This is a genomic window from Mesorhizobium prunaredense, from assembly GCF_900156895.1.
Lineage (GTDB): Bacteria > Pseudomonadota > Alphaproteobacteria > Rhizobiales > Rhizobiaceae > Mesorhizobium > Mesorhizobium prunaredense.
In genome coordinates, this window is sequence record NZ_FTPD01000026.1 from 16,638 (window position 1) to 39,155 (window position 22,518).

18 protein-coding genes are annotated in these 22,518 nt (G+C 60.2%); 4 read left to right on the forward strand and 14 right to left on the reverse strand.

Features of this window, described 5'->3' with window-relative positions; genetic code table 11:
* Positions 1 to 84 precede the first annotated feature (84 nt).
* The 3 genes from BQ8794_RS20540 to BQ8794_RS20550 all read left to right on the forward strand — a co-directional run bounded on the left by BQ8794_RS20540 (position 85) and on the right by BQ8794_RS20550 (position 4,040).
* Positions 85 to 1,326: a tyrosine-type recombinase/integrase gene (locus BQ8794_RS20540; protein WP_077380517.1), complete on the forward strand. Its 1,242-nt coding sequence runs from the start codon at positions 85 to 87 to the stop codon at positions 1,324 to 1,326.
* Between the two features lie 169 nt (positions 1,327 to 1,495).
* Complete coding sequence (locus BQ8794_RS20545) at positions 1,496 to 3,313, forward strand: endonuclease/exonuclease/phosphatase family protein (RefSeq protein ID WP_077380518.1); 1,818 nt, start codon at positions 1,496 to 1,498, stop codon at positions 3,311 to 3,313.
* 34 nt (positions 3,314 to 3,347) lie between these two features.
* A complete protein-coding gene (locus BQ8794_RS20550; protein WP_077380519.1) occupies positions 3,348 to 4,040 on the forward strand; it encodes an HNH endonuclease in 693 nt (230 codons plus the stop codon).
* A gap of 32 nt (positions 4,041 to 4,072) precedes the next feature.
* Here the strand turns inward: BQ8794_RS20550 and BQ8794_RS20555 are convergent, their stop codons facing one another.
* From BQ8794_RS20555 to BQ8794_RS20575, 5 genes are read right to left on the reverse strand one after another with little or no spacing between them, the layout of a single operon-like run.
* Entirely contained in the window at positions 4,073 to 6,118 is a 2,046-nt protein-coding gene (locus tag BQ8794_RS20555) for an AIPR family protein (RefSeq protein ID WP_167378800.1), read from the reverse strand.
* Positions 6,111 to 7,124 (reverse strand): PD-(D/E)XK motif protein, encoded by a 1,014-nt coding sequence (locus tag BQ8794_RS20560; RefSeq protein WP_077380521.1) that lies wholly within the window; start codon positions 7,122 to 7,124, stop codon positions 6,111 to 6,113. The genes BQ8794_RS20555 and BQ8794_RS20560 overlap by 8 nt, the downstream gene beginning before the upstream one ends.
* Complete coding sequence (locus BQ8794_RS20565) at positions 7,121 to 9,859, reverse strand: Z1 domain-containing protein (RefSeq protein WP_077380522.1); 2,739 nt, start codon at positions 9,857 to 9,859, stop codon at positions 7,121 to 7,123. The genes BQ8794_RS20560 and BQ8794_RS20565 overlap by 4 nt, the downstream gene beginning before the upstream one ends.
* Before the next feature lie 9 nt (positions 9,860 to 9,868).
* Positions 9,869 to 11,395, reverse strand: a complete 1,527-nt coding sequence (locus BQ8794_RS20570; RefSeq protein ID WP_342188339.1) for an ATP-binding protein — start codon at positions 11,393 to 11,395, stop codon at positions 9,869 to 9,871.
* Complete coding sequence (locus BQ8794_RS20575; RefSeq protein ID WP_244555041.1) at positions 11,370 to 12,965, reverse strand: DNA cytosine methyltransferase; 1,596 nt, start codon at positions 12,963 to 12,965, stop codon at positions 11,370 to 11,372. Before BQ8794_RS20575 ends, BQ8794_RS20570 begins: the two co-directional genes overlap by 26 nt.
* A 94-nt stretch (positions 12,966 to 13,059) precedes the next feature.
* Here BQ8794_RS20575 and BQ8794_RS20580 point away from each other — a divergent pair, with 94 nt between their 5' ends.
* On the forward strand, positions 13,060 to 13,521 hold the full coding sequence (locus BQ8794_RS20580) for a very short patch repair endonuclease (RefSeq protein ID WP_077380525.1): 462 nt from the start codon (positions 13,060 to 13,062) through the stop codon (positions 13,519 to 13,521).
* Positions 13,522 to 13,615: 94 nt separating this feature from the next.
* Here BQ8794_RS20580 and BQ8794_RS20585 read toward each other — a convergent pair whose 3' ends face one another.
* From BQ8794_RS20585 to xth, 9 genes are all read right to left on the reverse strand, one after another.
* Entirely contained in the window at positions 13,616 to 14,506 is an 891-nt protein-coding gene (locus BQ8794_RS20585; protein WP_077380526.1) for an HNH endonuclease, read from the reverse strand.
* A gap of 13 nt (positions 14,507 to 14,519) precedes the next feature.
* On the reverse strand, positions 14,520 to 14,957 hold the full coding sequence (locus BQ8794_RS20590; RefSeq protein ID WP_077380527.1) for a hypothetical protein: 438 nt from the start codon (positions 14,955 to 14,957) through the stop codon (positions 14,520 to 14,522).
* 201 nt (positions 14,958 to 15,158) lie between these two features.
* Positions 15,159 to 16,325 carry a hypothetical protein gene (locus BQ8794_RS20595; protein WP_077380528.1) on the reverse strand — a complete coding sequence of 389 codons (1,167 nt, stop codon included), beginning with the start codon at positions 16,323 to 16,325 and terminating at the stop codon, positions 15,159 to 15,161.
* Between the two features lie 79 nt (positions 16,326 to 16,404).
* On the reverse strand, positions 16,405 to 17,112 hold the full coding sequence (locus tag BQ8794_RS20600) for a helix-turn-helix domain-containing protein (protein ID WP_077380529.1): 708 nt from the start codon (positions 17,110 to 17,112) through the stop codon (positions 16,405 to 16,407).
* Positions 17,113 to 17,240: 128 nt separating this feature from the next.
* Entirely contained in the window at positions 17,241 to 19,859 is a 2,619-nt protein-coding gene (locus tag BQ8794_RS20605) for a DEAD/DEAH box helicase (RefSeq protein WP_244555042.1), read from the reverse strand.
* Positions 19,856 to 20,776 (reverse strand): hypothetical protein, encoded by a 921-nt coding sequence (locus tag BQ8794_RS36620; protein ID WP_244555043.1) that lies wholly within the window; start codon positions 20,774 to 20,776, stop codon positions 19,856 to 19,858. The genes BQ8794_RS20605 and BQ8794_RS36620 overlap by 4 nt, the downstream gene beginning before the upstream one ends.
* On the reverse strand, positions 20,763 to 21,215 hold the full coding sequence (locus BQ8794_RS36625; RefSeq protein WP_244555044.1) for a DUF1837 domain-containing protein: 453 nt from the start codon (positions 21,213 to 21,215) through the stop codon (positions 20,763 to 20,765). Before BQ8794_RS36625 ends, BQ8794_RS36620 begins: the two co-directional genes overlap by 14 nt.
* The gene (locus BQ8794_RS36630; protein ID WP_244555045.1) at positions 21,199 to 21,549 is read right to left on the reverse strand and encodes a Hachiman antiphage defense system protein HamA; all 351 of its coding nucleotides are present in this window, start codon (positions 21,547 to 21,549) and stop codon (positions 21,199 to 21,201) included. The genes BQ8794_RS36625 and BQ8794_RS36630 overlap by 17 nt, the downstream gene beginning before the upstream one ends.
* 139 nt (positions 21,550 to 21,688) lie before the next feature.
* The gene (xth, locus tag BQ8794_RS20615; protein WP_077380530.1) at positions 21,689 to 22,501 is read right to left on the reverse strand and encodes an exodeoxyribonuclease III; all 813 of its coding nucleotides are present in this window, start codon (positions 22,499 to 22,501) and stop codon (positions 21,689 to 21,691) included.
* Positions 22,502 to 22,518 lie beyond the last annotated feature (17 nt).

Sequence of the window (22,518 nt, forward strand, 5' to 3'; positions counted from 1 at the left end):
TGCCGACCCTAGTTTTTCGGTGGGTGCAAATCCCACTTACCACCCGTCGGCAAAGCCCACTCTCAACCCAACGGGAGAACAAGGATGCCGATCATCACCGATGGAGAAATACGCGCCGCAATCAAGCGGATTGAACAAACCGGCAAGCAGGAAACACTTGTCGATGGCGACGGACATGGCACTGGCCGACTCATCCTGATCCTGAAGCCGATGCCGACCCGCGTGACGGCCGACTGGATGGCGCAACAGTGGCGCGATAAAAAGCGCGTCAAAAAGAAGATCGGTTCCTACCCATCGCTGTCTCTCGCCAGCGCCCGCGAGATATTCGACCGCGATTTCGCCAAGATCATCCAGAAGGGCCGAAGCATCAAGATAGCGACGGATACCCGACCGGGCACCGTCGCAGACCTCTTCGCTGGCTATGTCGCGGCGCTGAAGGCCGCGGGTAAGCCCTCCTGGAAGGAGACAGAAAAGGGCCTCAACAAGATAGCCAACACGCTCGGCCGCCACCGCCTGGCCCGCGAAATCGACCCAGAAGAAATCGTCGAGGTGATCCGGCCTATCTATGAGCGCGGCGCCCGCGCCATGGCGGACCACGTCAGAAGCTATGTCCATGCCGCCTATAGCTGGGGCATGAAATCCGAACACGACTATCGAAACTCATCGCCGCGCCGATTCCGCATACCGTTCAATCCCGCCTCGGCGATTCCGACTGAGCCGAAGGTGCGAGGCACACGGTGGCTGGACGAGACCGAGTTCGCGCGTCTCTATTGGTGGCTTGACTGCCCTGATGTCCCGGTTCACCCCTCCTATCCGCGCGCCATCCAGCTCATCATGCTCACCGGCCAGCGCGTTGAGGAGATTGCACGTTTCCATGTGGATCAATGGGATGCGGCCGAAAAGATAATAGACTGGTCGAAGACGAAGAACGATCAGCCGCACGCGGCGCCAGTGCCGCCGTTGGCTGCAGAACTCATCGAGTCCATTACTCCGAACGAATATGGCTGGTATTTCCCATCGGCACGGGATCCATCCCGGCCCGTCGGCCACGGCTCGCTTTACAGCTTTGTCTGGCGGCAACGGGACCGTGGAGTCATCCCCTTCGCAACCAACCGCGACTTGCGCCGGACGTTCAAGACTCTCGCCGGCAAAGCCGGCATCTCCAAGGAAATCCGTGATCGCCTGCAGAACCATGCGCTGCAGGACGTCAGTTCCAAGAGTTACGATCGCTGGAGCTACATGCCTGAGAAGCGCGCCGCGATGAAGAAGTGGGACGTTTACGTCAGAAAGCTGCTCGCGCGAAACACATTCACGCTCGCTGCATGAGCCGGTATCCTCGCGCGGACCGGAGGGGAGCTCAATTGGCTGCCCGAAAATTCTTTCACGAGGCACGGAAGCCCCTGTTGCGAATACATGAGTGATGTCAGAATGGCCTCACAAAACTAGCCGCCGATACTTAAGTAATGTGACCGGCACTCAGGGGAGCGCCTGTGCTATGACGTTGCTTGCCAATATCCGCATCGCCACGCCGCTGTTTTTTTCTGCGTTCCTCGCCGGCCCGACCAATGCCGCCGAGCGGTCGATTGCCGAGATTCAGGGTGTTGATCACAAAAGCCCCATCGCCGCGGCCGAGGAGGTGACGACGTCGGGCATCGTCACGGGCCACTTCGGGAGCGGCTTTTTCTTGCAATCGGCGTTGCCCGACGGCGATCAGGGTACGTCGGAAGGCATTTTCGTGTTCCTCGGAAGCGCCCCTGCCTTCCCGGTGCCTGTCCGCGGCGACATCGTCACAGTGACCGGACAAGTGACGGAATTCCAGCCGCTCCTCCAACCGCCATTGTTTCCTACGCGAGAGCAAGCCGTCTGCGGTACGACTCAGATCACCACCGTCAATAACCAGGACCGGGGGACGTTCCTCGCCGGCACCCAAATTTACCGTGTCAGCGCCCTCACCGTGGATGGCAGCGGCACCCTGCCCCAGCCCGTGTCCTTCGCTCCTCCCGGGATGAACAGCACCATTGGCTACGCAGACAAACCGCACACGCCCTTCAACCCTACCGACCATCCGAGAGACTATTTTGAATCGCTCGAGGGCATGCGTGTGGTGATTGAGGAAGCAGTGGTGGTATCGCGTAAGGACCGCGGCTGGGATCAGTTCTGGGTGGCACCGGCAGCCGGACTGGACGCTGACGATCTCACCGCCTATGGACTGCCCCTCGCCCACGCCGGTCATGTTTTTCCGGAGGTCGTCCAAGTGCACAAGGCCGTCGGACAGCCAGCCTTTGCGCTTCCGGTCGGCACGAAGCTCGGTGACCGCACCGGCATCCTCACATACGAGAACGGAAACTACATGGTGGTTTTGGACGCCGCCATTGACGAAACGGCGTATCCAGCGCCGACCCAGCCCACCGTCACGGCCCCGACAAATCCAGAGGGCCTCCGCATTGCCACTTACAATGCCGAGAACCTCACGATCGGCGCTCCCGGTTCCGCCAATCGCTTCGCCGCAATCGCGGCGCAGGTCGTCGGTGATCTGAATTCGCCCGATATCATCGCGCTGCAGGAGGTGCAGGATGACGACGGGCAAGGTGCCACAGCGGTGGTCACAGCCACCCAAACGATCGGCGCGCTGGTGGATGCGATCCTCGCGACAGGCGGCCGGCGTCACCTTCCCGTCGCTCTGGATCCGATGCAGCCGAACACAGATGGCGGTGCGCCGGGCGCGAACATCCGGACCGTTTTCCTTGTCGCCGACGACAGCGGTGTAGAGATTCTGTCGAGCGAGCGGTTGTTCGATGGAGACGACCGATGCGACAGTTCGGCCAATCCATTCCAGGCTGCTCGACGGCCGCTGCTGGTGGAAGCGGAAATTGATGGCACCCGCTATGTGCTGGTCAATCTCCACCTTAGCTCCAAGCTCGGCGATCAGGGCCTATACACCAACGCCGAGAATCCACAGCCCGGAAGCACCGACCGCCGCCGGCGCCAAGCCGCCCAACTCGTTGCCGAACTGGAACGGCGCTACAGCGGCAATCCGCCAGTCATCCTGCTGATGGGCGACTTCAACGATCATGTTGACGCGAAAGCCCTCGAGCCTTTTCACCAGAGCACCCTCGGATTTACTTTCCTTCGCGATCATCGCGGCGAGAACTACACCGCCTCGTATGCGTTCAATGGGGTTCGGGAAGCTATCGACCATTTCGCCGTCGGTGGCACTGGGCTTGCCAACCCGACCGTGACGTACCTCAACCTCAACGCCGACGCTCTCACGCAGGTCAGCGATCACAATCCGGTCGTTCTGGTTGTCCATTGATGGTCATGTCGGAATCCCTTGCGACCGAGCTCCGATGGGAGCAGTAGCCTATGACCCCGTTCCCGATATCGAAGCGATATCCTCCAAGCTGGCGAAGCTGCAGGCAGCGCTATCGGATGGCCTGTCCCGCGAGCGCTGCCTCCGCCGCTGGAGCGAGTTCATTCGGGAACGCGATGGACACAGGTGCGTAGACTGCCATTCACGGCGACGCATCTCCGCCCATCACATCTCTCGGAAGTCGTTTCTCACCGAGGCGCAATTCCAGACCGGCAACGGCATAACTCTCTGCAGCGCCTGCCACCGAGAGATGCACCGCGGCTTCAATGCACGACCGGACCTGTCTATGCCGGTAGACGCACAAGGCGGGGAGAAATTGCCTCTGATGGAGCGGCTCTACAGCATCCTCACGGACGATGCCGTCGAGCGCAACCTCATGCGAGATGAGTTCTATTTTCTCAGCGACGAGCTGCTCACATCATTCAAGAGGATGCAGGGCTATGATCCCGGGACCCACTTTCCCGGCGCGCGAATCGAGCAGGCCTACCTGATCCTGGCCGAGGGTGAACTCGGTACACGCCGCGCAATTGCTGAAGCGAATGGTGTGCCGTTGACCGATCGCCCCCTCCTTCCAGGCGGATTGTACATGGTGTTATCGGAGGAAGACGGTCAGCCAGGCCAAGCTATCGTCGTTCAAACCTATGTGCCGCGGTGGAAGCCCTCGACCTAGAGGCCCATCCGTTCGGCAGAATTTGACCGGACCTATCCCCTGAAACCAAGCGATCTCGCCTCGGCAATGATCTTTTCTCCGTGCATCGCCTGCTTTCGGGTCGGCGGCTTTCCGCTTCCTGCCAACTTGCCCAAGCTGAACGAGAGCGACCGCTGCCACGGCTGCAGTGTCTGAGTGTCCTTTGCCCAGGCTGCAAGATCGAACCAGGTCTGCGCCGGGAAGGCCGCGACCCGAGCAACCTGCTCCGTTTCGGCGACGCTGGTCTGCTCCTCAAGTGCATGCGTCGATCCGGCGACATGTGCCTTGTCGCGCGAAAGCAGTTCCGCCTCAAGGTTCGCAGGGATGTGTATCGATCGCTCACGGAACTGTTCCCAGCACGCCTCCTTCTTGCACCACTCTGTGACGTTCTGGCCGCCGGGCGGCGTGGTTACATGCTCGTGCGCGTGCACACTCAACGTCTCGATGAAGGCTTCAAGAGCGGGTGACAGTTGCTGCGTTGCCCAGACCCCCTGAAGGTCAACTCGTTTCGCGGTATGGTGCGAGAGCCAAGCCAGGGCATAGGTAACAATGTTGGCTCGATAGCCGCCAAACTTCTGACGCGAGACAATCTTCTCGGCCCGCCGAAAGAGAATGGCTCTGGCGACGCAGCGCTCGAAGTACCCCTCGTCAGGCTCAAACGAACCTCTGTTTTCCACGTGGTCCATGAAATCCAGGTAGCACTTCTGACCGCCTCGACTGACAATGTGCGGCAGCTGCGACCAGGTATGCTCGTACTTGGAGAGGTCGGTCTTGGTGACTAACTGGCTGCGCGGATGCACGGCCTCCCAAGCCTTCCGTTCGCCGTCCGTGCGGTTCTGCGCAAGCGCGTCGTGATATTGGCCCCGCGCGCGCTCGTAGAACCAGCGCGATTGACGCTGCATACCCGTTGCCGGCGGGGCCCAGATCGACCGCGATAGTTCCTGCAATTTCCTGTGGAACGGATGGTTCGACGAGAAGTCGGCCATGTTGACCTTGTTCTGGTTGTTCGCCGACTGGGAGATACGCGGTGCAATCTCCTCTATGTCGCCATCAACCAGAATTTCGGTGATTTTCAGCGGGACCTGCAGCCGGCTCGCATCGACCTTGTCCTTCCGCCATGCGCGGAAGATCGAACCTGTAGTCTGACCTCCATTCACAATCTGGAAGTCGTCGGCGGCGAGAAGGTCCGCAGTTCCGTCTCCATGATCGATCAGCTTGAGGCCGGTAGCCGTGACCGAGAGGCCGTTGTTGAAAGCGAGGAACATTTGCGGCTCATCGATGATCGTCTTCCGAATGCTCTGGTTTACCTTTCCCTTAAGCTGGAGAAAGCTTCGGACATTGCGTTCGAGGAGCCGCGGCCCATGCTGCCTGTACATTTCAACGAGTAGGTTACCTGGCAGCATGGTCAGAAGGCAGCGATAGCCGCTGTCTGGTGGGCTGGCGAGGATGCAGCGCACCGGAGATCCGCCCAGCTTGGGAAAGTCCACATGAATTGGCTCACGGTTTGCACCTGACGAGACTGCCCGATGGAGGCGACGAAGATCCCAGAGATGACTGGAAACCTCGATCGAGCCGAACATGGTGCTCTCGATCTGCTCGACGGTAGCAAGGCCGTCCGTGACAACAAACAGCCGGACGTGGCTCAGATCATCGCGTGCTTCCCAGATTGCCCGCGACATGTCGTAGCCCGTGAGCGCCTCTTCCCGCTCCTTGTGAAGACCGGCAGCAGCCTTCTCGAGATAGGCACTCAGTCGGCGGAACGCCGCGTCGACATCCGCCTTTGGCACGCTCGAGGCAATGCCATCAAGGCGCGGGATCACGAGGAATAGGTCCAGACGATCGTTGTCTTCCGAAAGGAAGTATCCGGAGCACCGAATGCCGCGTCCCTCGACGGCACACGGAATTCCGTCATCAATTTCGCCGGCGTCAACGAGGTGCTCGAACATGAGCTCGGCGAAAGCCTCGGCTCGAAGCGCCCCGTCCTCTGCAGCATCGGCCCGCGCGATTACATCCTGCTGAATGTTGAGTGCGAAAGCCTGAAGATCCTCTGCCTCAGACATGATCGATCTCCAGAAGCTGGGCCGCCTCATCAGTCGTGATTTCATACGCACCGAGATCGTCGGCAATGATTGAGTAGCGGATGTCCCCCACCCCAGTCGGGAGGTTGGCTTCTGTCAGGCGAGGAAACGCGCCTTGGACCCGATAGCAGTGGGTCGATGACACTCGCCACCTGTTCGACGTGTAAAGGAGGGCGTGAAGGTCGAGATAACCGCCAAGCATCAGTCGATCGTCGAACTCTTGAGCGGCGGCTGCATCCCCGGCAAGAATCTGACGCAGCCGGGCAACGGCCGTCGGCAGAGACTGACCAAGGCTGGCGCTTTCGTCCATTCTAAGGTGCACGAGCACAAGTGCGTCGTGCGGTCGCTCGTCGAGCTGCTTCTCGTTGGCGATGATGATGCGGGCATGGCGCTTCGCCAGGCTGGTCTTCACCTCGATCGCCGTTCCGAAGTGGATGAAGTCCTGGTGAGCGGGATCAGGCCCGACCCATGCCGTCACGGCAACAAGCGGATCGAGCCTGTCGAGCAGCAGCGTCTCGAGCACAAGCAGTTCGCCAAGGAGTCCGCGTTGACTCTCTTCCGAGAGTCCTTCAGCAGGCACTCTCTCGAAGAGACCCTGCCACATGCAAAGCCGGTCGATGCACCGCCTGAGCGCTGCCGACACCGTCGGCTGAGCTATAGCAATTCCGATGAGGTCGGCCGACAGGACAGCAAAGATGGGAAGAAGCCGGTCATCCTCCAGCATGATGCGCAGGATTGTTCGCGGTTCCGGAGTTTCGATGACCTCGTGGACCGTGCGCACTCCGCGACAGGTCGGGATCCTGCCGCCAATCGGCCGCTGTTCTCCAAGTCCCTCGATCAGGATGCCCGGCCGCCGGCTCGGCCAGAAAATGCAGGCGAAAACGTCAATCGCCGTCTCTGTATCGAGCCGAATACGCTGCAGTCCGGTGGGATTGGAGGGCTCTTCCCCCAGGCCGCGCCAGATCTCGAGCAGCCGGTCGGGAGTCATTCGAAGATGCTCTCAAGTTGTTTGACGCTGTTCTCGGCGTAGTCGATCAACGGCGCCTGTTCGTCGAATGGGAAGCTGATCGCGAATCCCATGAGCGGCAACCCGTCCGGCAGGCTTGTGGCAAGCGGATAGATCAGCAGCAGTCCTCGGTCCGGACTGCGCTGCCGGCGGATGAACGGGCCACTCGGCGTCTTTGGCATGTCCCGCTTCGGCTCGGGCTTCTTCTCCCAGGCCGCAAGCGTCTGCGTCATTGCGAGATCCTGCTGCGTCTTGTCGAGGTCACTGACCTCGTCGGCCGGACTGACCAGACGGCCAATCGTGATGCGAGTGCCTCCGTCATGAACCTGAAGAGCCCGATCGGTAAGAACGACCTCATACCGTCCTATAGACGTCGACACGCCCGATGCGCCCTGTCCAGCCAGCACGACTGACCACTGTCCAAGCCGGCGATTCGCGACTCGGTTGGCGACATAGTCGGCAAGCGCCCTGGAGTTGGCCTTCCACGATTCCCGTGACGTTTCGAGACGCTGCAATAGGCTGACAATCTGACTTCCGTGGACGTCGTCCCACCGCTGTGTGCCCTTCCCTTCCCTGGGCGCCAAACCTTCCAGGAATTCGGCGAATGCGTCGAGGTTCTTTCGGACACTTGCGGCATCGAAAGCGACCGTTTCCGAGATCGTTCCCGAGAAACCGGCCCGTACCTGCGTCCCCGCGCGCATCTTGTTGGCAGCAGTAATCAGCATGCCATCAGGATGCGTGCGCACCCGATGGCCGAACTGCAAGGGCGTCTCGCCCTTGTCGAAGGCAAGATCGAATTCTTCCCGCAGTTCGGCGGTGGCCGTTGCGATGTGGCGATACCACCGTACGAGGATCGGCGAGGTGTAGAGCCGGCAGAGATCTGCGTAGCGGGGACGATAGCCGAACCACCTCCCCATTTGCATGAGCGTATCGTACATTCGCGACGTGCGGATAAAGTAACTGATCGACAGCCCCTCCAAAGTCAGGCCCCGCGACAGCTTGTCCCCGCCCACAGCGATTACTGACAATCCTTCCGGGTGGTCGACGTAGTCGAGGGCATCCTTCGCCGACCCGTTCACCCGGCGGACCCCTATCCGTTTCGCCGCGTCAAAAATCTGAGACCTGACCTCCGCCCACCCCACGGGTGGGAGATCGTAGTTCGATAACTGCTCGCGCAACTCGTCGGACTTCGCGGCAAACTCCCTGTTCCAGAGAGCCTCCAGATCCGCCGTTGCAGAACCACCGGTCCCCGGGAACTCAAGCTGGCGCACGATGTCAACCAAATGCTCGTCGATCAGCGCCGCAACCTTATCCTGTACGGCCGTAAGCCGCGTGACGTGAACGAGCATCGAATTGTCCACGTCGATGTCCCCACGCACCCGTCGCGCGGCGCAAACGAGAATGAAAGCGAGGATCGCCTCCTTCAGGCTTGCAGGCAGTTCCGAGACGGGAAGCTCCTTCTTGTGGCTTGGAGGGAAGATCGCTTCTGCATCGCGAACGTTGATGATGATCGGAAGGCCTTTGGCCTCGCCATCCGCACCCGGCCGGTTCAGGCCAAACACCTTTTCTGGGCCAATATAGTTCGACGGGGCGGGCAGGTTGATTATGAAGCTGCGGGGGAAGAGGTCCTCGCCGGCAATCTTGTGCTTCGCCTCATGGTGCATGAACACGTTGGCAAAGGGCGTTGCCGTGTACCCCACGTAAGCGCTCCTTTCGAAGGAGGTGAGCATCCGCCGGATAAGAAAGTTCGTCTTCGTGGGATCTGCGTCCTCGTCAATGTTGCCGTCTTCGTCGCGATACTCGTTCGTGTTAGCCGACGCGTTGTCCGCCTCGTCATCAATCACGAGCATCGGGACATCGCGCACGATCTTCCCGCCAGGTGTGGCAGGGTCATCGACCGCTCGCACGGAAAGCACCCAAGCCAGCAGATTCTTGAGAATGCTGACGCGTTTCTTCACGACCAGGATGATCGGGTCTCGCCCTCCGGGAACCAGCCTGGTGCCATTGGCCGTCGCCGCCTTGAAGTCGCCGCCATCGGAGCTGCTCGTCAGCGAATGTGCCACGAGAAACGGCGCGCTCGGCATCCTGCCGGCGCCGACACGCTGATTTTCCTGCTCGTCGGCCAAAAGGCTGAGACGGGTATCAAAACCAAGGAACCCTTCGTCAAGACGCAGCTGCGTCTGGCTTCTCAGGCTGTTGTGAACCCCGGCAAGAACGATGACGAGCGGGAAGCCCGCATCGACCGCCTTGCAGATCAGTGCTGTATAGTTCGAAGTCTTGCCTGACTGCACGTCGCCGACGATGAGACCGCGTCGGTCCCAAGCCCCGGGTGTCTCAGGATTCCTGAGCCGGTCGAGGATGTCGTCGGTCAGGCGATCCATCTGCCGGAGGGGACCATCCGCCCACCGCTTGCCGCGATCCATCCAATGTCGATAGCGCTCCCAGAACGCGAAAGTCCGAAGCTCGCGAGCTTTCGCGACCCACGCGCTGAAGTCCTTGTCGTCGATCACCGAATAGCCGCCGACCAGGGTGTTATTCCTTGCCTCCAGCTCGCGCAGCAGCCGTGTTCGATCGAGCTCCTTGTAAATTGGCATTGCGACGACGGTGTCCACCGCTCGCTCTAGAGCCTCCTGGGTAGTCCGAGGCTCGAGTTCGAGCAGCGAGTTCGCAACGCCATAAGCGCTACGAAGCAACGCCTCCGCCGATCCAATGGCCATGTGTTCCCCCTACTTTTTTTGCGCTGCCACCTTGCGGACAACGTCGTCCAGAAACGCCGAGACCAGCTCCGGATGATTGTTGAACGGCTCCATCAGGAGCAGCGCGCGCGCCGCCTCGGCGCGTTCACGGCCGTCCTCGACCATTGCATCGAACACCGCCTCCATGGCTTTCCGAAGCTCCGCTGGAGAGTCCTCGAACGGCTGGCTGAAGGTGTCCGGTTTCTCCGCATTGTTGATAACGATCAGAGGTGCGGGGATAGTCTGCTCGATCAGGTTGAACAGGGCGCGCACGGGCGCGCGGTCGTCCGACGTCGCGAGGACCTTCCGGACGAGCGGGTGGTCGCGATTGATCCTGTAGAATGACTTCCCGTGCTTCATGAGATGCGTCCACAGGAACGTCTCCTTGTCATTCAGCTGGCGCTGGATGACCTTGCCGCGATGCCTGTAGATGCTCGATGCTCGACTTCGCGTCGCTCGTGCGATTCTCAGGAGGTCCTGCCGCAGGGCGGCCGGGGGCCGCGCGCGCGATTTCTTCACATCGATCTGCCAGAGCAGGTCGGCCGAATTAGCGAGATCGATACGAATGCGAGCGAGCTTGAAGTGCTCTTCCTTCTGCATTCCGAGACCAAGCCAGTCACCCGCCACGAGCAGACGGCGATTGCGATAGATGTAAAATCCTTGATGAGCGTTCCATCCCCGTGGACCAGCGCCGGCACTGTGCTGATCAGCACTGATCCGACTGTGGTGTGGCAGAATGAACGCCTTGATCTCCGCCTGCTCGCCCTCGCAGGCCAGGTTCTCGGTTACCTGCGGCTCCGTAAAGCCCGTGTCCTCCATGAAGGGATCCCAAGGCTCGATCTGTCTGCCGTTGATATGCAGGTTGACCGCCTTCCGGCCCTTCAGGAACCGGTGGAACACCATCGCCAGATGCTGCTTCACGGCGTCGGCGCGTTCGCGAAAGTGCTTTTGCGCGACGTCGTCATCGACTGACGCGTCACCTACGAGTGCATCAAGTCGATCCCAGAAGAGCACGGTCCCGCTCTTCTGGCCCTCGAGCAGAGCGTGATCGGACGCAGAGAGCAGATCCAGCCGCTTGAGCAAGCGCCACTCGCCGGTCTTGGTTGAGGCAATGTAGTCGAGATCCCAACGCCGGAGCGAAGGCGCCGATTTCTTGGTTTTCGACAGCACCGTGAGGCACCGGCACTGCGAGATCGAGGCTGTCTTCATCCCCAACCCGAAGCGCCCAAGATCATTGGCCGCCCGATCCGCCAAGGGACTGAGACTGCCCGGCTTCATGGCCTGCCGCAGATCTTCCTCGGCCATGCCTCGGCCATCGTCGCGAACAAGAATTCGAGAGTCGCGACCTGCCCATTGCAGGTCGATCCATACGTTTCGGGCGCCTGCCGTGATGCTGTTGTCGATGACATCGGCAAGCGCTGTTGGAAGATCGTAGCCAAACGCCCGAAGAGACTCGAAAAGCTCGCCGGCTCCTGGGCTGGCAATGTCGTAGTCAGGCGACATGCGGGAGCCTGACATCTTCGGCCTCTTTGTCCGACCGTTTCTCGCGCGCCGTCAAAATCGTGAACAAGGCGTCGCCAATCCAGTGCGCAAGCAGGGGCGGCACGGCGTTGCCCACCTGAACGTATTGTTCCGTGCGATTGCCCTTGAAGAAGTAATTGTCGGGGAAGGTCTGGAGACGAGCCGCCTCCCGTACCGAAAGACTGCGGCACTGCATGGGGTCAGGATGGATGAAATAGTGCCCATCCTTAGAAATGTGGCTGGTCACCGTCGTCGAAGGTCCACCTGTCAGCTGCACTCGAAACCGATCGGCAAACTTGCCTGAGTCCCAGTTCTTGTGGTCGGGCGCCAGGTCCCTCGGAAAGTCCGAGGCCTTCGGGGACCGGCCTACCACCTCGGCAAAAATCGCAGCGAAGAAATATCGTGCCAGGTCGCTCGCCATGTGACTGCGCGTAACGTGGTTAGGTAGCGTCTCGAGGAGAGGATCGGTCAGCCAGTCGGAGAGGTCTTCGGGACAGTCCGACGCGATTCCGATGCCGGTCCCCTCTCGACCGAGGATTTCCCTTTCGCGCCTGAAACGTCCCTCGTATCGTCTCGCTCTCATCGTGAAGGCGGCCTGGAGATCATCCGACAGGCCTGTGTCGATGCCAGCAACAAACGCCATGGCATGGCTGACGACGCGTTTCCATTCCTCATGTGAATCGGGGCCACGGCTGAGACCGCTGCGCAGGGGCGGCATGCCGCCAAGGACATTGCCGACCGTGGCCTTCAGGCTGTGTCGGACCATCAGATCAGCAAGCGCCAAGTCCGGCAGATCGGCCGCGAGATCTGAACGCAGACCCACCACGATGACCCGATGTCGCGCTTGCGGTACGCCAAAATCCTCGGCGCGCACGATGAAATCTGCGGCACGTGGCTCGAACTTGCCAAGGTCGAGTTGCCGTCTGCGGCGTGGGTCTAGTGCAATGAGCTTGTAACTTTCGCCATCGCTGCGTTCGCCGCGCAGATCCCGCAGTACCTGGTCAAAGATGCGATTTTCGCCATCTACCGACGAAGAAAGCATGCCCTTGACGTTCTCCATCACGAATGCCGCGGGACGAAGTCTGTCGAGAATGCGTATGTACTCCTCGTAGAGAAAGTGGCGGCGATCGTTCTTCGCCACATAGCCTTCCTTCCCCTGGTTGCGGGCACGACCGACCAGGGAATAGGCTTGGCAGGGCGGGCCTCCAATGAGGATGACGTTGCCGTCAGATGTGTCACGAATCTGATCGAGGCGTTGGTTCAGGCGCTTTTCTGGGGGTTCCTTGCCCAGCTCGAGCTGCCAGGCCTCGTCTTTCGCCGACGACCACTGCTCTGGATACAGCTCTGACCAATCGGGTTCGGTGATCGTGCCATTGATGAAGCTGTAATAGCTGTCGGGGAGGCTATCGCCGAACTGACGCAGAAAGCTGCGAAGCCGGAGCGTTGAATGGGCGGCCGAGTCCTTCTCGACAGAGAGTGCGATTCGGAACGCACGCTCGCCCTCACCGTTCCGGACCCTTGAAAACCCCTCCGCGAGCCCCCCCGGCCCTGCAAAAATGTCGACCACCGAATATATTGGCAAGAATCACGCTTTCCCCGAACCCACGTGGCAATCTGCTCATGAGTAGCAAGTATTCCGTCGAGATGGTAGGCCGCGGTCCATGGCTGACGTAGTTGATCCGACCACCCGTTCACGGATGATGTCCGGCATTCGCGGGAAGAATACCAAGCCGGAAATCGCCCTCCGGCGATTACTTCACCGATCGGGTCTGCGGTATCGTCTGCATACGGCAAACCTGCCGGGACGACCGGACATCGTATTCCCGTCTCGTCGGATCGCCATCTTCGTTCATGGCTGCTTCTGGCATCGCCATGACGGCTGTTACTGGTGCACTACACCATCATCGAACGCGGAATTCTGGAATGCGAAATTCGCGAGTAATGTCCAGCGTGACGCACAAGCGGTGGAAACGCTTGGAGCAGCCGGCTGGCGCGTCGCTTTGATCTGGGAATGCGGTCTTAGAGCGATGAGTATAGACGACACGGCTGGTCGCCTACTCGCATGGATTACGTCGGGTACGGGTGACTTCGAAAGCCTCATCGTGCGGCGTCGTGAGTTCTGAGAAAACCTGACACCACGCCAGGCGGCTAGCGGGAAGCGAAACCGCACCAAGCATTCCGGCACGATGAGCATCAACCGTGGAAACGTCTCGCGCTTCATGATGGCGGGGCGTTTCCGCGCGTGGTCACGCAGAGCCCGACAGCGGATGTCGAAATTCTGGAGGCGTCCTCGATAACAGTCCAAGAACATCGATCTTGTCGCGGGCGGACGAAGATACCGGCCCTCGCGTCCTCGAGTATGGCCTTAGGATATAGGGGCGAAACCGGCTGTCTTCTCGCCGCCTTCTTGAGATTGCAAGGCTCGCACAGCAGCTGGAGGTTCGTCACGTCGTTGGCGCCGAACTTGGCCAGTGGAATCATGTGGTCGTACCGCTCGTTCTCGACTTGGTTGACCGTTGCCGCCAAGCTGCGCTTGCATTCACGGCACTCGCCCTTGTCGCGATGGAATATCGCCCGCTTTGCCCACGCCGGTATCGAAACCCGCTTCAGATGCCTGCTCCCATTCTTCAATTCGTCACCGAACCCGGACAGGTCGATGTATGTGGCGCAGAGGCCATTGAAGGACTCGAGGAAGCGGACGTCGTTGAACAAGACGTGGAAGACCTCGTCGATCAATTCGTCGATAGAGGCTTGGTACCGCTCCGACTGAGCCGCGAAGTCGTAGAAGGTTTCCTCATCCACAATGTCGGTCTGCGAGAATGGTACTGAATAAGTCTGCATGAACTTTGTCAGGAAACGAGGCGGCTCTTCGTCAAGCCTTTCGACCTCCTCTTCGAGCAATTCCCTGAGGATCCCGTCCAGGAAATGATGAAGATTGGTATAGCGGTGGAAGGGTCGCATCAACGTCAGCGCCTGCATGTCCCCGAGGATGTCCTCGATCCCGCGTAGATAGGTCCCCGCATCCGTGACAATGTTGAACACGGCATTTGCGAAATAGTAGATGCTGAAGCTACGGGCCTCGTAATAAAACCTGCGCTTGTCGGCCATAGCAACCTCGACCTTAAGGCAGCTTTACGCCGTGTTCGGTCAACCGCTTCCTGGCGGCATCGACGACGCGAGGCTCAAAACGATCTGGAAACTCGGCGATGACGCCGGTGAACTCGGCCATGCCTCCCTCAACCAGAGCGACGAAACCGGGCGTGACATCGGATTTGAGCGCCCAATCAGAGAGCGTCGCCACCGCGCCGTCCTTGGCAATCTTTCGCCGCGTGTAGCCAGCCGCCTGGGCGCGGCCATGCTTCTCACGGTACGTCTCCTCCAGTGCGGCCACCGCCTCCGCGAGACGTCGCTCGACTGGGTCGGCGATGTCCACTCCGCTCAATTCGTACAGACGGCGACGGCAAGCTGCGGCGAGCTCGGTCGCTTTCCGGCGTTCGGCGTTCAGCATGAGCTGTCGCACCTGCTTCGCGTCGGTCAATTTGTTCGGATCGGCGGCCATCGGTTCCCCCTCGTGTTGTGGAGATCGTAGTTGGCATTCACATGCCGCGCGAGCGACTAAGCCATCTTGCGCAGGACGCTCGCCATCAACAAGTACCTCGAACACCTCGAAACGAACTCTGCTGAGGCCAATCCCAACCCTAGCCATACATCGTGGTCGCCCACTTCGAGTCAGACCGACGTCGAGACCAAAAAGCGGCGCTCACCAATCCATATTTGCTGCGTCGTCCATGCGGCTCGCCAGCTGGTAGGCGAAGCGCTCCATCTCTTCGGGCGATGCCATTGCGTCACGATATGTGCCGTCCTGCGCCATAGTCAGAATCAGCGGCAAGCCAAACTCTTGCACATACACCCACGCCGGCCTGCACGGTCCGGCAGAGAGATACGCGATAAACCCCTCCGTCGCCGCGAAAGCATGCGCCGCGTCGAATTCGAGCTCTTCGTTGAGCGAGAATTTCGACGCCTTGGCTGTGACGTCAAGCAACACCGGCACCGCTCCGGCGCTCGAATGAAAATAGAGCGTTTCTCCATCCTTCCCGAAGGCCCCGTGCGCAACGAAATTCCGCAGCTGCCGACGGATGTCGACCAGCCCGTCAAAGTGATTCTTCGTGGTTGCCTCACCGAGATCCAGGGCCTGCTTGAACTTAACGCCCCACTCGGCACCCGAGACGCCAGAAAATTGCACGCCCGTCGTGATCGCACCGTTCAGGATCGCGAGATGGACAAAGATGTGTTCCGTCCAGCTAAAGAATGCGTCGATCGCTGCCATTGCGAGCCACTGCGCCTCCTGGGCAAGGCCATGATACGGCCGCTTGTAGCTCGTGGCGTTGCCGAACTTCGTCTCGATAGCTTCGTCTTTGCGCCGCTCTGCTTCCGCCCGCGCCGCGTCGAACTGGGCCTTGAGGTACTGATACCGCCGCAGCAACACGCCCGCGTTGTTGACGACGTTGAATTGCGAAGCGGCGACCGCTTGGTCCGCCTTCCATTTGAAATACGGCTCCGCCCGCCGCACACCCTTTTTTACTAGAATGGCGATGCGCTTGGCCGCTTCGAGATCGCCAGCGTCTTGGGTGAACACTCCAACTCCGAACTTCCGATGTTCGATGAGGAAGGCCTTGCTTTCGCAATCGACAGGAATCGACCAGGCCAGTTTCTCGAAGCGGCCGAGATCTCGGAAGCCGAGAAGCTCGACCAGCAGGAAGTAGATCAGGTGCGGCGGAGGCAGCCCGTCAGGCCCAACTGCGCGCTGCGCCGAGAACAAGAAATCCTGTCTCGCCTCGCTGTTTGCATCCACCGGCTTCAGCGGAGCGACGGCACGTCGCGCCCGCTCACGTACCGCATCGAACTGAGTAGGGACCACCTTGTTCATGTTCGAATCCTAGCATCCCGCCTCCAAGCGGTCGTCCCCTGCACGTTGCGCCGCAAGCTCGGCAGTTTTTGTCCGCGTGCTAGGCAGGATCTAACGGGCGTAGGACGCGATCTGCATCGAGGCTTTCCCACCGGCCCTCCAGATGGATCAATGCATAACGGGTGCCATCGACCCCCTCCTTGGGCTGGATGGTCATGAGTCCGACCCCGAACACGAGCGTGGGCCGATCCTTCTCTCTCAGCCGCTGGCGATGATCGCCCATATAGCAGACGTAACCGTGCTCCTCGATTTGACGACACAGCTCAACGAAGCTTCGCGCATATTCCAACTGCTGCGACCTCGGAACATCATCCCATATGTCATTTAGATCAGTGATGTAGTCAGTCATCGCTGCAGCCGCGTCCAGCGCCTCATCTGCAGTTACAGCTGAAGTGTCGATTCGGAACGCGTGTCTCTGTTCAAATGCGCCAAGGAAATCACTGGTCGTATGAATTGGATGTGTAGGCACCAACACCATCTTGCGGAGCGCCCGCTCCATCTCGGCCTTCTGCCGGGCTTCTTGTTCGGGAGTGGGTTTCTCAAAATACTTCGCATCGATCTGCATGGCGCGAGCGATGCTGCGGAGCGTCTGCTCGTCTGGCCGGTGCCGACCGCTTTCAATCTTTTCGATAGTGCGAGTCGTGAGGCCGGCGGCATCGGCTAAGTTCTGCTGCGTGAGCCTATGCAGCTTGCGGATGAACTTAACCTGCTCGGCGATGAAGGCGGGATCTCGTTCCATTGTTTCCATTGTCGCTCTCCGCGTTGAGGATGCAACGACTATGGCTATCAACCGTCCGAATGTCCCCGAACGCTACCCGAACACATACCGAACGGAACTGCTGCTGGCTGTCAGGTGGGCAAGAACACACAGAAAGCCTACTTCGATGGGTTCGCGGGTGGCCACCTCATTTTGCCCCGGCCAACACGCAGGACGTCCACGAGGGTCGTATTGTCCGGTATCCTTCCTGAAAACAAGCTCGGCTTCGGGTCAACGGCGGCCTTCCTGAACGACGCAAGAAGCCGATAGTCTGGCGTTGCAAGCCAAGTCCGCCCATCGCCCGCGTCGGTGACGACTCGATAGAGTCCCGGCGGCGGTCCCTCCTGGCCGGAGGGCACATCGAGCAGCCGTTTGTTGCGCTCTATATTCCACTTCTGAATCCCGCCGCTGAGCGCCTCCGTCCGGAACCTCGCCCAGAGAGCAGCGGTCTCAGGTGTCGGCCAGTCGCCATCGTCCGTGAAGGACGCAATCTCGTCGGATTCAAGCCAAACCCGCATTTCGGCCGGGGTGACAAAAACAGGGTTTATACTGTCGACTGCCGTCATGGCCGCTCGTCGCGACGGCAGCCCCGCGCGAACCAGCATCGACATCATGAAGCGCGGCACGCCTGTCTCCAACGAGGCCGCGCCGCCACCAGGAATGATGTCAGGCGACCAACCGAGCGTCACACGCCGCGTCCTAATCGCCTCGAGAGCCCAAACGAGCCGATACGTGAAAGCCTCTTCGACGACACGCATATTTTGAGGGCCAATCTCGGAGACATCAGTTCCCGAAACCCACTGCCGGAGAATGGTTTTCCAATTGCCGGGCAGCGCATTCTTCTTGTCAGGGATGAATGGACGCATGACAAGGAGACGCTCGCCTAGGCCCGCCAGCGCCTCCGAGAGTTCCTCTACGTCGCCAGGAAGCGACGCCATGTCGGCTCGATCTACCAGTTCTCCGAGTTCCACTGCCATCGCATCGATGATCAGACCAGCTTCCAGCCCGACGCCCATTGCGAAGTGGCCTATTCGCGCCTGGGGTGTGGTCGACGTCCAGATGAGGTTCGCGCGTGCCTCGAATATTTTCTGATGCAACACCATGGTGGCCTCGCCCTCGCGCAAAATCTGTCGTGCCCACAACGACCCTCGCAACGCCTCGTCGAGCAGCGTGGGTAAGTCAGCGCGATCAGCGTCGAGAGCCTCGATCAAACCGAAAACGGTGGCATCTAGACGCTCGACAAGCTGCGACAGCGGCTCTTCGTCGATAGGCTCCTCGCCATCACCGCCGCCATCGCCGACTTCATCGTCTTCGACCGTATCGTCAGCGAGGGCATCATCCCCACCCCCGCTATGCGCGGCGGTCAATGCTGCCTCTTCGGCGTCCGACTTCCAGGCGGCCCGCGCATTGGCGAGATACTCCCAAGCGTCAGCACGATCCAGAACGCCTTCGCGGCTTAATCGCTCAAGAATCTCGGCGACGATCTGGATCAGGCCACTCTTCAAGGTCCGTGCCTTCGACGATGCAACGAGAGCGCGCCACTCGGTGCTGCGCCAGTCAACTCGGTCAAACATGACATGGACGATCAGCCCCTCAACGTCGACGAACGCGCGACCGGCACGGCCCGCGACATTGGCGAACTCCTCCCCCGTGATAAGCGTCCCCGATCGATAGAGCGCCGGAACAAGCAACACGGCTGCGTTGAGGTTGAGGCCCTGAGATAGCGTCGGCGACGCGACGATGACCTTCAGGACTCCGTCCGAAATCAGGATTTCGAGCTCCCGCAGAAACGGGCTTGGAAGACGGCCATGATGGATGGCTACGCCGGCTTTCAGACAGCCAACCGCGGGATGCTCCTCACCGAGCCATTCCCTTCCGACCTCCAGGGCCCGGGCGATGGCCAGCTCTTCGTCGAGGAGCGAATTCAAATAGCCACGCTTGCAAAGGTCGATGACGCGCTTGCCATAGCCCTCGACCCAGTTTGCCTGAGTGGAGAAGATCAGGGTCCGCTTTCCCTGTCCGGCGAACTCCCATGCGGCAAACAAGGCGAGGTGGCCGGCTTCTCGTGGGTATGGCTTCTTCTCGCGCCCCAACGCGGCCTTCTGCAGGACAAACTTGTCAATGAAGGGACCGTTCACAGTCAAATCGAGCGTGAGCCGCGCCTCTCGACCTCGCCAGGTTAGCATACCAAAACGCTGGCGGGTCGGGCGCCAATCCGACCGAACGGGCTCGCCGGGCTGGTCACTGCGTATCCATGCGGTCAGGTCGCTCAATTCGTCCCCACTGGGAAGAATCGCCGAAAGACAGATGATCCGACGATCGGCAGCGTCAGTTCGGCGCAGCAATCGCTGGACTAGGGTTTCATATCGGATCTCGCGCTCACTTGGGCCAATCATGTGCCCTTCATCGAGAACGATCAGTCCCACGTCATCAATCAGCGTGGAATCGCTCCTGAGCGCGAAATCCAGCTTCTCAGGCGTGGAGATTATGATCTCGCGAGAGCGGAGCGCATCCTCATCGCCGGACGACAACCCGCTCGCGCCATACAGCGACGAGACGCTGAAGCCCAACGGAGCGAAGGTCTTCCTAAATGAGCGCTCGGTCTGCGCCGAGAGTGCCCGGAGCGGGGTAACTATGAGCACGCGGCGAGCGGCGGAAAGCGTCATCAGCGCCGCGATTTCTGCCACGCGTGTTTTTCCGGCGCTCGTCGGTAGAGCAACTACCAAATCGTCCGTCATATCCGTTGACCGACGCGCCGCCTCCCGTTGCGACGGCCAGAGTTCGACTTCAGAGCTCTTCCGAGCAAACAGAGAGCCAACGAATAGCTGCCGAAGTTCGGAGAGTAGCGCTCCTCTGCGCCTTCAGGGGGTTGCACTGGAAGGTTCTGATGTAGCGAATGTGCCCACAGGTCATCGATGAGATGGCGGCAGAGATTGGAAATCCACCATAGTGGTACGTTCTCGGCCTTGTCGGCCAGGCTGACTCCTGCAGCAAGGAGGGACCGCGCTGCTTCCAAGGGCTCGGCTTCGCCGGTCTCCAAGGCAAACTCGAAGAACGCCAACGCGCGGCAAATCGTCGTGTTGAGGATCGTCGCCAGCACCTCGTCCGAGTCCACGTCGTCACCCGACAAGGCCTCCGACACCTGTACATCGTCGTGGGCTTCGTCCGTCAGCCAATCACGGACGAACGCGCGGAGACGATCGAGATCGCGAAGGATCAAGAGCATCACGGCCGTTTCCCCAGGCGCCGAGTTGAGATCCTCCGGTGCTTCGTTAAAGAGTGAGTAGGCGACAGCAGAGAAGCCTGCCAAGTGATAGGCGGCGGCGGCTATCGTTCTCCGAAATCCCCGCTCCGCCGCCGTCGGATCGCCGTTGCGGACAAGGGCTTCAAACGCATTTGCTGCGCGCTCGAATGCCTTGCCGGTGAGCGGACTAGCGCCCTCGCGTCCTCGAAGGGCCATCGCCGCTCGAAGCAACGCAAATCCATGTTCCGCCAGGTCCGTATCGATAGTGGCGCCAAGGGCGGGAGCGTTGGCCGGCAAAACGCCATCGGTTCGCATCAAAGACCACGCTGTCCCTCGGTATAGAAGACGCCGCAGCACACCGTCTTGGGTCGCTCTGGTCAGGAAGGTTCGGAGTTCGTCAATCGTCTCCAAGGTTTTCCGCCTCTTCGAACGTCTCCTTGATGAATTCCTGGTGATCCTCGATCCGGAGATTCACTACGAACTGATCTCTGTTGTTGCCGGCTCCGTTCAAGTCCTCCTTCAACGCCGCTGGGGGCGCATTTCCGGACATGGTGAAGAGCATGTGATCGATGCGGTCAGCGCGGAGGGCTTTGAGCCCAACCTCATCTCGGATAGCTCGGCCTAGCTCCACGTCTTCATCGTCCGGACTTTCCAGCAGCCGATTGGCCACGAAGAGCAAAGAGTCCGGTGTACATCTGCCGTTGTCGCGATTGAGAACCTTCCGTGCATTGCTGACGGTGGTCTTCCCAAGAACTATATTGCTCTTGGCTTCACCCTTCAGGAGCCACAATTCGGCGTCGTTGCCGGGGCCATATCCCGCTCCAATAAAGTCGTCACCACGAAGCGCCATATTGCGCCCGTCCTTTGTACCTCAGTCGTCGCACTGGGACACGGAGGCCAATCTCCTCCTCGACCAACTCGGTTGCGAGAATTTCGCCGAGATCACCCGATCGTGCTGTCGGCGTTTGGGGCAGTTCTGCTCGTAGAATCTCCGCCGCGGTCTTGAAGCCGAGCCGTGCTACGTCGTCTGCGATGCGTTCGAGCCGTTCATAGTGGGATCGCACAGTCTCAACCAGCGCATCACGGACTTCATCGCGGCCGCCGTCTTTCTCGACAAGAGTCCAGTACTGCTTGCGCTGGTTCTTTTCCTTGGTGGCAACACACCACTTTTCATAAAGCGCCACGCAGCCTCGCCCTTGGCATCGACGTGGAGAAAAACAACTGTCCACCCCAACGCGTCGATAACTTGAATCCCGCCGACCAGTTCGATCTGGTGACAACACGTTACAACCCTTCAGCGGCCTTAGTCACTTCCTGCTGATTTCAGTCTGTGTCCAGGGTCGGTCGAGCGCTGCGTTTCAGTACGACTTCGATCCAGGCGGGCGCATGGTCGCTGGGCTTCTCCCAGCTACGAAGCTCCACATCCACGCCGGCACCGCAGAGCCGCGGTGCCGACGACGGGCTCACCAGCAGGTGGTCCATTCGCAGGCCAGAGCTCCTGTCGTAGCCCCCGCCGAAGGAGAAATTCCAATACGTGTAGACGCCCTTTTCTGGATGGATGCGCCGGACCGCATCGATCCAACCATCGTCCAGCATCTCGGCAAAGGCTTGACGGCTCTCGGGGAAGTAGACCGCATCGCCCAGCCATCGTCGCGGCGCGACCGCATCGATCGGGGTTGGAACGACGTTGTAGTCTCCACACAGCACAGTCGGCCCGCCCGCTTTGAGCAGGTCCCGTCCGTAACTGATCAGGCGGTCGAACCAGCGCAGCTTGTAATCGAATTTGGGACCAGGCGCCGGATTCCCATTGGGCAGGTAGAGACAGCCGACAATGAGCCCGTCCACCTCGGCCTCGATGTAGCGGCTATGGGTATCGTCGGGATCGCCCGGCAGGCCACGCCGGCGTTCAACAGGGTCCGTCCCTCGAATTAGAATGGCCACTCCGTTGTAGGATTTCTGGCCATGCCAGATGGCGCCGTACCCGGCTTCGCGGATGGCTTCGGCCGGAAACTTCTCATCGGACGTTTTCAGTTCCTGGAGGCAGACGATGTCGTAGTTGGTAGCCGTGAGCCACTTGAGGAGCACCGGCAGCCGACCATTGACGCCGTTCACATTGAAGGTGGCGATGCGAACCATCCGCCCCCGCTGCCGCG

What these genes read in the sequence shown, in the direction of transcription:
- BQ8794_RS20605 (WP_244555042.1), bottom strand. Translation starts at nt 19,859, where the DNA reads ATGACGGACGATTTGGTAGTTGCTCTACCGACGAGCGCCGGAAAAACA.
- BQ8794_RS20565 (WP_077380522.1), bottom strand. Translation starts at nt 9,859, where the DNA reads ATGGCCATTGGATCGGCGGAGGCGTTGCTTCGTAGCGCTTATGGCGTT.
- BQ8794_RS20585 (WP_077380526.1), bottom strand. Translation starts at nt 14,506, where the DNA reads ATGGCCGACAAGCGCAGGTTTTATTACGAGGCCCGTAGCTTCAGCATC.
- BQ8794_RS20540 (WP_077380517.1), top strand. Translation starts at nt 85, where the DNA reads ATGCCGATCATCACCGATGGAGAAATACGCGCCGCAATCAAGCGGATT.
- BQ8794_RS20545 (WP_077380518.1), top strand. Translation starts at nt 1,496, where the DNA reads ATGACGTTGCTTGCCAATATCCGCATCGCCACGCCGCTGTTTTTTTCT.
- BQ8794_RS20555 (WP_167378800.1), bottom strand. Translation starts at nt 6,118, where the DNA reads ATGTCTGAGGCAGAGGATCTTCAGGCTTTCGCACTCAACATTCAGCAG.
- BQ8794_RS20595 (WP_077380528.1), bottom strand. Translation starts at nt 16,325, where the DNA reads ATGAACAAGGTGGTCCCTACTCAGTTCGATGCGGTACGTGAGCGGGCG.
- BQ8794_RS20550 (WP_077380519.1), top strand. Translation starts at nt 3,348, where the DNA reads ATGGGAGCAGTAGCCTATGACCCCGTTCCCGATATCGAAGCGATATCC.
- BQ8794_RS20560 (WP_077380521.1), bottom strand. Translation starts at nt 7,124, where the DNA reads ATGACTCCCGACCGGCTGCTCGAGATCTGGCGCGGCCTGGGGGAAGAG.
- BQ8794_RS20600 (WP_077380529.1), bottom strand. Translation starts at nt 17,112, where the DNA reads ATGGAAACAATGGAACGAGATCCCGCCTTCATCGCCGAGCAGGTTAAG.
- BQ8794_RS36625 (WP_244555044.1), bottom strand. Translation starts at nt 21,215, where the DNA reads ATGGCGCTTCGTGGTGACGACTTTATTGGAGCGGGATATGGCCCCGGC.
- BQ8794_RS20570 (WP_342188339.1), bottom strand. Translation starts at nt 11,395, where the DNA reads ATGTCAGGCTCCCGCATGTCGCCTGACTACGACATTGCCAGCCCAGGA.
- BQ8794_RS20590 (WP_077380527.1), bottom strand. Translation starts at nt 14,957, where the DNA reads ATGGCCGCCGATCCGAACAAATTGACCGACGCGAAGCAGGTGCGACAG.
- BQ8794_RS20580 (WP_077380525.1), top strand. Translation starts at nt 13,060, where the DNA reads ATGGCTGACGTAGTTGATCCGACCACCCGTTCACGGATGATGTCCGGC.
- xth (WP_077380530.1), bottom strand. Translation starts at nt 22,501, where the DNA reads ATGGTTCGCATCGCCACCTTCAATGTGAACGGCGTCAATGGTCGGCTG.